This window comes from bacterium, from assembly GCA_037143175.1.
In the GTDB taxonomy this organism is placed as follows: Bacteria; Verrucomicrobiota; Kiritimatiellia; order CAIKKV01; family CAITUY01; genus JAABPW01.
The window spans coordinates 44,269-56,021 of record JBAWZF010000018.1; the positions used below are offsets into that span (position 1 = coordinate 44,269).

General features: G+C 55.5%; 8 protein-coding genes. 1 reads left to right on the forward strand and 7 read right to left on the reverse strand.

Annotation, left to right across the window (positions count from 1 at the left end; genetic code table 11):
- Position 1 precedes the first annotated feature (1 nt).
- The 3 genes from amrB to WCI03_07905 are packed head-to-tail and all read right to left on the reverse strand — an operon-like array spanning position 2 to position 3,380.
- Positions 2 to 1,567, reverse strand: a complete 1,566-nt coding sequence (gene amrB / locus WCI03_07895) for an AmmeMemoRadiSam system protein B (protein MEI8139774.1) — start codon at positions 1,565 to 1,567, stop codon at positions 2 to 4.
- Between the two features lie 37 nt (positions 1,568 to 1,604).
- Complete coding sequence (tpx, locus tag WCI03_07900; protein MEI8139775.1) at positions 1,605 to 2,114, reverse strand: thiol peroxidase; 510 nt, start codon at positions 2,112 to 2,114, stop codon at positions 1,605 to 1,607.
- A gap of 33 nt (positions 2,115 to 2,147) precedes the next feature.
- Positions 2,148 to 3,380, reverse strand: coding sequence for a pyrophosphate--fructose-6-phosphate 1-phosphotransferase (locus WCI03_07905; protein ID MEI8139776.1), 1,233 nt, complete (start codon positions 3,378 to 3,380; stop codon positions 2,148 to 2,150).
- A 143-nt stretch (positions 3,381 to 3,523) separates the two neighbouring features.
- On the opposite strand from WCI03_07905, the gene WCI03_07910 reads away from it, so the two are divergent.
- Positions 3,524 to 5,824 carry a DUF5060 domain-containing protein gene (locus WCI03_07910; GenBank protein MEI8139777.1) on the forward strand — a complete coding sequence of 767 codons (2,301 nt, stop codon included), beginning with the start codon at positions 3,524 to 3,526 and terminating at the stop codon, positions 5,822 to 5,824.
- On the opposite strand, the gene WCI03_07915 is transcribed toward WCI03_07910, so the two are convergent.
- The 4 genes from WCI03_07915 to WCI03_07930 are packed head-to-tail and all read right to left on the reverse strand — an operon-like array spanning position 5,805 to position 11,605.
- On the reverse strand, positions 5,805 to 6,461 hold the full coding sequence (locus tag WCI03_07915) for a hypothetical protein (protein MEI8139778.1): 657 nt from the start codon (positions 6,459 to 6,461) through the stop codon (positions 5,805 to 5,807). The two genes, WCI03_07910 and WCI03_07915, sit on opposite strands and share 20 nt — an antisense overlap.
- A 6-nt stretch (positions 6,462 to 6,467) precedes the next feature.
- Entirely contained in the window at positions 6,468 to 7,976 is a 1,509-nt protein-coding gene (locus tag WCI03_07920; GenBank protein ID MEI8139779.1) for a hypothetical protein, read from the reverse strand.
- Positions 7,963 to 9,393 carry a glycosyltransferase gene (locus WCI03_07925; protein MEI8139780.1) on the reverse strand — a complete coding sequence of 477 codons (1,431 nt, stop codon included), beginning with the start codon at positions 9,391 to 9,393 and terminating at the stop codon, positions 7,963 to 7,965. Before WCI03_07925 ends, WCI03_07920 begins: the two co-directional genes overlap by 14 nt.
- 7 nt (positions 9,394 to 9,400) lie before the next feature.
- Positions 9,401 to 11,605 carry a GDSL-type esterase/lipase family protein gene (locus WCI03_07930; GenBank protein ID MEI8139781.1) on the reverse strand — a complete coding sequence of 735 codons (2,205 nt, stop codon included), beginning with the start codon at positions 11,603 to 11,605 and terminating at the stop codon, positions 9,401 to 9,403.
- Positions 11,606 to 11,753 lie beyond the last annotated feature (148 nt).

The following is an 11,753-nucleotide window of genomic DNA, read 5'->3' on the forward strand; positions in this document are numbered from 1 at the left end:
CTCATTTCTCCGACAACACGACGCTCTCGAACACCTGAAACGTGGCACCTTCACGCCAGGCATCGGGCCGGAGCCCTGCCTTCTGGCTCAGCGATGCGAGCGTCTCTTCCATCGTCCAGCCCTGCTCGGTTGCCACTTCGGGAAGATACACCGCCCGATACCGCCCCTTCGCAAGAATGATCCCCTGCTGGCCAATTTTGAAATCGGCTATGGACGGAATATCGCGAATGGGACTCAACACGGACACATCCACTTCAATCAGCGGCAACTCCCGATCCTCAACCGGATTGAACCGTGGGTCCCGCAGGGCCGCATTGACCGCATTGTTGTGAACCGATTGATACAAGGGCTCCACTGGTGCTAAAGAACCAATACAGCCCCTGAGGTCACCGTGAATTTTAAGCGTCACAAAGGTGGCCATCTCAACCTTTAACAGAGGGGTTATGGCGTATTTAGTAAAATCAAATTTCCCATGCCGCCCGGCGACGCACCATTTCAAGGTGTCATTCGCAATGGCAAAGAGCGTCCCCTTTTCGGCCTCCGTCAAACCCGGCGTCCACCCTCCACTTCGATGTTCTTTCACGATATGGCCCTCCTTATACCCGGCCCGATTCTGATTTAGACCCGCTGCGACCGTATTGCCGGAGAAAAACCCGATCGCCGCATAAGATACTGAATTTTCAAAGTTGCCCGTCAATTCACCCGAGGTAGCCTGACTCAGTACCTGACCGGAGAGATTTCGACCACTACCGATTAGCGTCGCGACCAGGATTTTGATGGGCATCTCACCACAAATCGTATCATGGGTGGTTTCGCAATGAGCAGAAAAGCCTTTCAGATCTAACGCCGCGACCCGTTCACTGGACTGTTTCAACCAGACCTGTAGGCGTTCCGGGATATTAGCGACAAATGGTTTGAACCCGTAATTCTCGCCATAATGCGTAAAATCAGAGGAGGCTATCACGAGCGTATTACTCCCAAAACAGGGAACCAACGCAGCACTCACAGCCCCTAAATCCACCTGCCCTTCCGGCCCGCATATCAGTGGCACGAGCCGGAACGACTGGAGCGTCTTCTGTAAAAAAGGCAGTTGCACCTCAATGGCATGTTCCTGGACAGCAGCGGCTGGCAAGGTCACAAAGCCAGGTTTATCTCGCAAGGCATTACACACTTCACGGTCAATGGGCACTGTGCCCAGCGGTGTGGAGTATGCGGTCAGGAGCGGATCCGGCAGGGATACCCCTTTGACAAAAACATGGTGCGCGGGACACATGATAATGACCCGGTCATACTGACCACTGGACAGCAAGCTGTAGATACTTACCGCGCAGGAACCGGAAAAAACAAAGCCAGCATGGGGTGACACAGCCGCCACCAACAGCCCTGTTGTTGCGGGCCGCACCGCCTTAGTCAGCAAGTTTTCCACCTGCCGGTCAAGGGCAGGTGGAAAACTTTCATAGAAGGCCCCGGCTACTGCCGGAGGCCTCACAGAACCGGCCTTACAACCGATCACCGTCACTATCAGAAGGATCAAACAATGGCTTAGGTATAACCGGACCATGTTCATTTTCCCATCCCCTTCCCGGCGGACAATGGGTTGGCGTTCAGCCCATTTTCTTTACCGCCGCCAAAGCTGCGTCATAGTTAGGTTCCTGGGCAATCTCAGGGATCTGCTCCGTATAAACAACCTGATCCTGTCGATCCAAGACAACCACGGCACGGCTCATCAAGCCAGCCAGAGGCCCCGTCGTAATCACCACACCGTAATCTGTCCCGAAGGCGGGCGACCGCATCGTGGAGAGGTTGATGATATTCTTGAGCCCGGCGCTCTCACAGAATCGCTTCTGGGCAAAAGGCAGATCCGCGGAGATATTGAAAACCACTGTATCCGACAACGTCGACACTTCCTGATTAAAGCGCTGAGCCGAGAGAGCACATACGGAAGTGTCCAGGCTCGGGACAATGTTAAGGACTTTCTTCTTCCCGGCAAATTTCGATAACCCGATATCGGCCAGGTCAACCCCGGTCAAATTAAATGGTGGCGCCTTGGCCCCCACTTTGGGTAATGAACCGGATGTCTGAATTGCCGTTCCCTTCAGTGTAATTGTAGCCATGAGTGTTCTCCTTATTTAGGTTAATTGTTCTGCTTAGTGCTTGACCGCGACCTTGACCCCTTTTGGCTGACCAATAGCCGCCAATAACTCCTTGAACCACGGCACATCGATACTGAGGGGCTTGCCGCCCTTGATGCGGGGAAACTCGCAAGCGCGCAGTTCGCCATTCTTGTCCTCGTCCTCGCCGACCACACCGCCGATACCGACCAGCGCGCACTCGACCGCCTTCTTTGCGCAGGCTTGAATCAGCACTTTGTCCTTGCTGTTCGGGGCCGCCGCACGGCTGTAATAGCCGCTCTTTTGAACCATGGTCTTTTCGGCGCCGAGCATCTCACCGAACTGCTTGGCAAACCAGTTGCCCACGTTGACCTTGTCCAAACGGGGGTGCCCAAACGCATCACGCGGCACTTCCTCGCCTTTGGCCTGTAACTCCGCAATGATCGTCTCAACGCAGGCCCCCTCGGACACGAAGATGTTCACGCAGTCGTTTTTATCCATCACCTCACGCAGACGGGCAGCTTCAGCCTTGGCATCGAAAGCCATCTCAGGAACATACACGGCATGAACCTCCTCGCGTTCACGCGTCAGGCCGAACTCGGGCAGGTAATGAGAACCATCCAGAAGCTTGCGATACGCCAGGGCGGTCGCCGCAGTGAGCCATCCGCAGTTACGGCCCATGACCTCATGGACGATCAGCATGCGCGGGTTGGCGGTGTTTTCTTTGACGACATTGGCGAAGAAACGTGCACCCTCATCGGCGGCGGTCCACGCCCCCAGGCTCTGGCGAATGGGATACACATCGTTGTCGATGGTTTTGGGTAGCCCTACCACAGTCAGGCCGTAATTGTTCTTCGCAAGAAATGCGGCCAGATCTGCTGCTGCCGTATTGGTGTCATCGCCACCGATGGTGTGCAGCACGTCCACACCATCCTTGACGAGTTGATCCGCCGCAACCTGCTGAGGATCCTGGCCTTCCTTGACCAGGCCCCGTTTGATGCAGTCTTTGATGTTCGTGAGTTTCACGCGGCTGTTGCCGATCGGACTACCGCCATGCTCGGTCAGGAATAGGGCGTTCTTGCGAACCGCAGGAGTGACCTTGATGCTTTGCCCTTTCAGCAGGCCCATGTAACCGTTGACATACCCGATGATCTCAATCTGGGGAGCCACGCGACTGTACTCATCAATCAAATACCCGATCGCCGAACTCAGGCACGGCGCCAGGCCACCTGCCGTCAAAATCCCCACCCTCTTCACTTGCTTGCTCATAGATTCTCCTTAATGACTGTGTATTCCCTGATTCAAAGGGAGGTGCTTTGTAAAATAAAACCGTTCATTTTACAAGAGCAGAGACCTCACAAAACATGGAAATCGATATTGACTTCCTTTGCGCGGTGGCGTTCTCTGTGCGGGTGAAAAGAACCGTACTCAGCTTCATCGCCCTTATCGGACTCGCACTCCACGTCACCGTGGCAGAGGATGTCCCCGCTTCCAGGGACGCCATACCTCTTGGCCTCTCGATCCCAACTGTACCCGCAACCTCCACAAACCCGGTGCCGGTTGGCACCAACGCCTTCACATTCACGCTCACCGGGCCCGGTAACCGGGACATTGCCTTGATCCTCCCTGCGAAAACCTGGTTTGGCATGTCGGACTTGAACTGGACACTCGCCCTCGATGAAGCCCCAACCAATGTGCAAGTGCTGGTCTTCATGAAGGACTGGGACTATCTGTGGTACCAACAACTCCTGCCAGGATACGCCTCAGCCGGCGTTACGAATCGCTACCGTGTCGACCTGTCCCCCGCATCCACCAAATGGGAGCCGCAAGGACACCACGCCATCTGGAATGCCCGCACTTTGATGGAGCCCCGTGAGTTCGGTATCCGTATCTTTCTTGATGGCCCCGGCAGTCTGACCGGAACGCTCAGCAACGTTACCGCCAAAAGGATGCCGCCTGAGACCACGCCGCCTACCATCCGCAATGTTCGCCCTTCCGCGCAGCAGGTAGCCTGTTACGAAAAGTTTGAGGTCACGTTCGACCTCCCGGACCGCTATGCCAACCCGTTCGACCCAGAGGAGGTTTCCGTCACGGCAACCCTGGAAATGCCCGACGGCAAAACCGTCACCATCGACGGGTTCCATATGCGCGACTGCTACCGAACTATCACCCCCACCGGGGAAGAAATCCTCCCCCAGGGGCCGCCCCACTGGCAAATCCGTTATGCGCCTCCCCGTGCCGGCACCTATCGCTATACCCTGCAGGTTCGCGACGCCTGCGGCACCGCCACGTGGGGTCCCGGCGTTTTCGTAGCCAAGTCCCCCACGTTACCGGGTTATGTCCGCGTCTCCAAGACCGACAGCCGTTACTTCGAATTCGACAATGGCGACTTTTTCTTCCCTATTGGCCACAATATCCGCTCGCCCTCCGATAGTCGCATGAACAGTGCATTCCCCTGGGTTAAGCGCTGGACTGAGGGAACCTCGGCTTATGCACGTCATTTCTCAAACATGCGCGAGCACGGGGAGAATATCGCAGAGGTCTGGATGGCAGCCTGGTCACTCGGCCTCGAATGGTCCCCTGTATGGCGCGGCTACCACGGCATTGGGCAGTACAACCTGATGAATGCATGGGAAATGGATAAGGTTATTGATGAAGCCGACCGCAACGGGCTTTATTTGAATGTAGTCATTCACAACCACGGAAAATTCAGCACCTATGTGGATAACGAATGGATATATAATCCTTTCAATAAAAAACTCGGTGGTTATCTGGAAAAGCCGGACGAGTACTTCACGGATCCCATCGCCCAGAAATCTTTCCGGCAGTTGATGCGGTACATCATCGCCCGCTGGGGCTACAGCACCAGGGTATTTGCCTGGGAACTTTGGAGTGAACTCAACATTTCAGGTTCCACTAGGGAATTCTATCGCACCCCGGAATGTGTGAACTGGCATCGTATGGCCACCGCTGCAATCGATGAATTTGATCCAAACAAGCACCTTATTACCACCCATTATTGCCCTGACTATTCCGCTCAGAACATGGATATTACCGCTCTACCCGGAATTACCCACTCCTCTGTGGACGCCTATCACAACGAGCCACGCATCCTCAAGATTCTCGACCTCCTGTCCGCTACCGCCCAGTTCAACAATCCCTCCGGTAAACCGGTGTTGGTCACGGAGTTTGGGGGCGCCTCCTTCGCCCAGGGACTTGTACACCTCGAAAACAGCCTGCATGCCGGACTCTGGGCCTCCACCTCCATCCCTCTCGCCGGTACCCCGCTCTTCTGGTGGTGGGGTCTGATCGAGGAGGAAAATTACTACCCGGAATACCTGGCTATCAGTCGCTTCATGAAAGGCGAAGACCAGCGTGACCGCACCTTGTTATCCCGCAGTCCGGTGCTCTCCAGGCCCGATATTCCAAATACACATGTTCAGGCTTACTCCCTGAACAACGGAACCCGCGCTCAGGGCTGGATCTATGATGAGCCAGCTTTCGACACCGCCGAGTCCGATGCTCATCCCGTGATCAGTAACCTGGTCGCCCGATTGAATAACATGAGCAACGGCTTATACCGTGTTGAGTTCTGGGAAACCTCCGGGGGGGTACTGACGAAAACCGAGACCGTCGAGGTCAAGGAGGGTATTCTTTCCATCAGCGTCCCCCTGTTTTCGAGGGACATCGCATTCAAGGCGAAGAAACAGTAACTGCCGTGTTGGTGGCCGTCTCCGGCACAGCCGCTTGTTTTTGAAGTTCGCCGGCCAGTCGTTCGCTTTCTGTCAGGCGCCGCTGAGTTTCATTCAGTTTGGTCTTCAGTTCGGTCACGCTGTTACGCGCCTCACCCCATTGCGTCTTTACGGCGGCCTCACGTTCGCTCGCCCCCTTCAATTCCTTCTCCAAGCTCGCTATCTGATCCCGCTGCCCGTCGAGCCGAACTCGCAGGATCTCGTTCGTTTTCCGTGCCTCGCTAAGGGAAGCATCCAAACCAGCTACAGACTTCTCCCGTTTGCTCAGATTGTCCTTGATGCTGATTTGCTCCACCAGCATTTCTTCGATCTGACGTCGCAGCGGATCGTGAGTTTTTATTTCCACTTCAAGCTGTCGTTCGACTTCGTCCATGTGGTTGGAGGCGACCTGTAACGACTCTATCAATTCACGTATTTGACCGGTTCCTGCCGCGACCTCGGCACGCAGGGATTGGTCGCGGGCCTCAAGCTTCATGGCCCGACTCAGGCGCATTTCCGACTCACCATGCAGCCTCCAATTCCATGAGCCGAACACGATCACCCCCGCTATTAAAGCGGCGCCTCCCAGAATCCATAGTAATGCTCGTGACACCTTCATACACTCCTACCTCGGCATGGTTGCCTGAATGATTTCAAACAAGCGCCAATTACCCCAGTCGCTATCGTACAAGGCATCCGGCCCGCCTTGCACATAAATATTACGATTTTTCCAGTGAATGCTTTCCATGGCATTACGTTGCTCCGGCCGGGGAACAAGAATATACAAAACATGACCGTGGTAATCGCGCTTGGATTTTTCAAAGTTGAAATCAAGGGCATGTTCAAAGATCGGACTGACATGACTCTGCAACAGGGCAAAACTCTCGAAACCACAGACAAACACCTTGGCGAAGGGTGTCTGGAGGCGAATGTGTCGCTCCAGTTCGGGTAACCAGGGCCCTTGCATTGAATCACTGGGAACAGAGGCCGTCCTCAGTGCTCCTGGAGGAAGCGCCAGGGGCACTATATCAGCCAGGATCAGCGGTAGGCAGGCCAGAAGCCAGACACCGACCGTACGGCGGTCACATCGGGTCGACGCGCCCCCCCCATTAGCCGTCTCCCCTTGCTCCCGGTTTGCCAGCCAGTGCCCCAGCGCCATAACCGCAGCAGGCAGAATGGCCAACAGGAGCGGCGCCCCATCCCAAAGTTGTTCCCGCCAGGCCATCAGCCCTGCCGCTCCCGGCAACGCCAGTCCAAGCACCGCAAGGCAGACACCGCCCCGGTCATGTCCGCGCAGGGCCAGCACCAGCATCCAGACCACCAGAATCGCCAGGCAGGCATAACTCCACCAGATAAGATCCGGAAGAATCAGCGCACTACCCGGTCCGGGGCCCGCCGCCATCAGAGATCTCATCGCATAGAGGTGATCCCCCATGATCAACCAGCACATCAACAGCCATAAGGCGACCATATAGGCCAATGGCAGCAATGCCACCAGCAAGACCGCCCGTTTTTCGGCCCCGGACACACGACGACGCCACTCTTCAATGGCGACCACACATACCGCCGCCAAGACCCATCCACTCATCTCGTAGCCGGTTCCCAGAAGCAGGGCGCTACCAAAGGCGAACCAGACCAAGTCCAGCAATCGCCGTCTGTGCACCCAGCTCGTCACGCTATATAAGGACAGAACCAGCAAACACGTAACCATGGGTAACGACGAGCCCGTCCAACAATGCTCAAGAAAAGCAGGATTCAGTGCCACGCCCAGCAACAGCACCCACCGCCAGCGCCCCGCCCCCCACATCCTGAGTGCCTGTTCGATCAAGACCAGAGTCGCCGCACCAAACAACGCACTCACCAACAGACAGGCGGGCAGGGACAAGGCGGCAGGCAGCAGGAAGGCCACCGGGAGAATCGCGAGCGTCGGGAAAGGTCCCCACCATACGGAACTGATCACTCCCTGCCGGCCTGACGTATACCCGGCCAGAAGTTCCCGACAAATACCTTCACGGACAAGCCCCTCGGTTCCGACCTCCCGTCCCAGGTAGAGCCCGGCAGCCAGGAGCACAACCGTCAGGCTAACCCAGAGCCCCCACCGCCACAATATAGATTCATGTTTAGGATAGGCCATGATTGGTTTTCTCCCATTTGAACGGATCGGAAAAGAATTGAAAAAAAGCCCGCCACCCGCTGTAGCTCATCAGAATCCAATAGCACGGAACCAGCAGTGCATAACTCACCAGGTCCCAGTACCGCCGCCGGTAACACCCGATCATTCCCAGGTACACAAACGCGAAGTTCCCTGCGAAAAGGCAGAGTACCCCCATCGCGAACACCGGACCTGGGAATAAACTGGTCAAGGCATCCAGACGAAAAAGAAACCACAAAACAGCCAGAAACCAGAATAACGGGTTAAGCAAGGTTGCCAGGGTGCTGCACCCCACCACCAACTGAAAATGCAGGAACTTCGCCAAACCGAGTTCGCGCAACAATTGCAGAGGATGGCGCATATGGACCAGGTAGGTCTGAATGTAGCCTTTGATCCAACGTGTCCGCTGGGGGATCCAGAAACGCACTCGGCTGCACGCCTCCTCCCATGTCGTGGTATGTAGCATACTGGTCTGATAACCCGCCCGCTGTATCCGGATACCTAGGTCGCAGTCCTCTGTCACATTGAACGCATCCCACCCCAGCAACTCCCTCAGTCTCCGCGTAACAAAATGGTTCGATGTCCCCCCCAGCGGGATCACGGCCTGCACCGCAGAAAGTCCGGGCAGGGATAAATCGAACCACGCCGAATATTCCGCCGTGAAAAGACGGGTGATCAGATTGTGGCGCGGATTGTAAAAGTTGAGACGTGACTGAAGACAGATAGTATTCGCACCAGCACGCGAAAACCCGACAACCGCTTTCTTGAGCTGATCCCGTTCGGGGCGATCTTCAGCGTCATAAATCACCAGGTATTCTCCGCGTGCGAAATCGAGCCCGACATTGCAGGCTTTGGGCTTCGTTCGCGGCTGAGAAACCGGTATCACGGTGACCCGGAACCCCGCAGGCAGTGTAATCGCCTCCACTGCGGCGCGGGTTTCATTGTCGTCAGCCTCCAGCAGGAGTTGAACATCGAGTTTATCGGCGGGATAATCCAACTGACTCAAGGCCTGCACAAGATGCTTCACCGATTCGCATTCGTGGTACATCGGCACCATGATCGAATAGACGGGCAGCTCTTCGTCACGTATGGCCGCCAGTTCAGCCGCCCCTATGACGAGTTCAGAGTTGACGGAAATGGAGAAACGGACCAGAGCCAGTTTGTAAATGGCGTGAATCACGTAGAAGACAGTGGAGGTCAAAACAAATACCTTGGCGGTTAACCAGGGCTGCCAGACGGCCAGAAGCAGGACCACCCCGCAAGCCGCCAGCAGAACCGTCCGCTGGGCACTGGTGATCGGAACCCGGGCACTCCACTCGGGCCGTAAACGGCTAAGCATCAAGGGATCGCCTACAGTCACTGCTGACTGCTGACTGCTCACTGCTGACTTTTGAAACATCTTTTTATTACTCCCCCACCAACGCCCGGGCAATCTGCTGACCTGCTAGCCGATGTCCCTGCTCCGACAACATAAGGGAATTTTCCTGAAAAAAAACATGTCGGCTATCACTCACGCAGCTAAAGGCCGTGAACAGGTCAGCCACAGGAATCCCACGTGCGTCAGCGACACGTCGGATCGCTGCGGCAAACACCCGGCTACGCTCAGGGGCGGAAGGATACGGGGGTGGAGTCACCCATACCAGCTTGATATTCAACAACGTTGCCACCATGTCCGACAGTGCCGCCACCTGCCGCTCAAATTCATCAACATCCTTCACCTCTAGAATGTCCTTTAAACCGATGGTGAGGATGGCAACATCGGCCCGCTCCCGCTCTAAGGCGGCGGGCACATCGACAAACTTGCGTAACGAACCATACGATTCTGAAAATTGTGTCCATTCGGGGAGCGCCGCATAACGGACCTCATCCACCCGCCCCGCCAGCAGGCGCGCCAGAATGCGATCAAACGGCTCATAGCCGGGTTTAATAAGCCCTATGACGGCAAGGGAATCATCCACACATACCAGTCGACCAAAACTTTTACCCGGAACCGGAACCGTCCGCCGGAGCTCCGATACCCCGGAGCCGGGAACCAGTACCAGTCGAGTCCCCCCGGCAGCGTATAGCCTGTCACCTTCAAGACGTGATGGTAGTGTATCGAATGGTGGACGCACAAACTTGATCAATTCTCCGCCCAACCTTGATTTACGGTGACTGATGCTCCAGTTGAGGGACTCCACTTCACTCGCCGCCACAGGTGCAAGCTGTATGAATTGCGCCTGGCTCTTTGGAGTAATCTCCTGGTGGTTCTGTTGCGAAGCCCCTGACCGGAGATGATACTCCCAGCTTACGTCAAGAACGACATCGTTTGGCACAACTCCCTGGATACGTAGGGAGGGAGCCACCTGATCACGGCCAAAACACAGGGCGGGTAGACCGACCATATCGAATGATACCGCGTATTCCTCGGGTTGAATTTGACGACAATCCACAGATTCACTGCAACTGGCCACAAACCCCAATGCATCCCGAACCTCGAGTGAAGCCTTGAAAACATCAGCGGTTTTGTAAATATGACTGGGATTCTGTTCATCGCTTTGTGCGCCGTCGCCAAATTGCCAGCGCGACACCATCTCAGGCGTGATCCAATTCTCGGTGGTGTTGTTAAATTTCACGGTCACAAAGACATCGGCATCGCCACGAAAGGAATAGGCCTGGACCAAAGTCGCCAGAAAACCGGGCTGGAGCGTCCGGTCCATGCGTTCAGCTCTGGCCTCCATCGCTTCACACGAGGCGATCAGATCCGGTACGGCCAACGGAACAAATTCCTTGCGTCCCGGCGGCAACCAGCCCACGCGGAGATTCGGCTGCGCACCATCAAACGCGTTAAATACTTCTAAACGGTGTACCCCCGCCTTGAGGGCGACCGGTGCTCCCAGTTGCCAGGTGCCAGGCAAATGTTCGCCGGGCCAGGTGGCCGCCAGTTCTCCATCCACCACCACAAAACCGGCGTCCTTGCAGTTCACTGCAAATTGATACGTTCCCTCGCGATGGCAGAGCAGAAATGAGCGTATTAAGGCCAGCTTCATTCCCGACTTGAATCGGCTCCCTTCTTTTTTACCCTTGGTTTCTTTTTCGGCTTTTTCAGATTCAATCCGATCCATCTCCTTCCCTATCCCATCGAAACCCGACATCCGATATGGGGTCCGAATCTGGCCCGGTGGAGACTTAAGCATGTGCCTCAGTCGCTCCCATGATGAAGGGATCCCTTTTCCAGGAAGTGACATGAATCCGAAAGCCAGTGGCTCTGGATCCACTGCGGCTTCCAGGGGAACCACTAACTCATTGGCTGGACTGGCCCCGTAATACACGGCATAGTTAGGTGCACCTGAACGAGGCGCCTCCAGCGCAAGAACAACCTCATCTCCCTCCATATGCAACACGCGCAGTGGCAACGGAGTCCCATCAGGACTACACGCCAGAAACCCGTTCCGGGTCACCGGCATGTTACCCACACGATTCACCTTGAGCATGATATTTGTACGCGCCGCATCCGGTACACGAAAAACTGTGCGAAAAGGATAGGCCGAAAAACGCCACGCCACCGTTGGGATTGCCTCTCCCGATCCCGCCAGCAGCACTGATATCAAAATGATTAGAAATTTTTGCAAACACATCCTATTTTCGATCGATTCATTGTATAAAGAGTATTATTTAAGCAATAATCATGCCACGCTGAGTTAGATCCCAAAGGTAGGGCGCGCAGCAGGGCAGACGCATCTAATTTTCCTTTAATCTGGCGTTTCTGGCTCAAATACT

What these genes read in the sequence shown, in the direction of transcription:
- amrB (MEI8139774.1), bottom strand. Translation starts at nt 1,567, where the DNA reads ATGAACATGGTCCGGTTATACCTAAGCCATTGTTTGATCCTTCTGATA.
- tpx (MEI8139775.1), bottom strand. Translation starts at nt 2,114, where the DNA reads ATGGCTACAATTACACTGAAGGGAACGGCAATTCAGACATCCGGTTCA.
- WCI03_07905 (MEI8139776.1), bottom strand. Translation starts at nt 3,380, where the DNA reads ATGAGCAAGCAAGTGAAGAGGGTGGGGATTTTGACGGCAGGTGGCCTG.
- WCI03_07915 (MEI8139778.1), bottom strand. Translation starts at nt 6,461, where the DNA reads ATGAAGGTGTCACGAGCATTACTATGGATTCTGGGAGGCGCCGCTTTA.
- WCI03_07920 (MEI8139779.1), bottom strand. Translation starts at nt 7,976, where the DNA reads ATGGCCTATCCTAAACATGAATCTATATTGTGGCGGTGGGGGCTCTGG.
- WCI03_07925 (MEI8139780.1), bottom strand. Translation starts at nt 9,393, where the DNA reads ATGTTTCAAAAGTCAGCAGTGAGCAGTCAGCAGTCAGCAGTGACTGTA.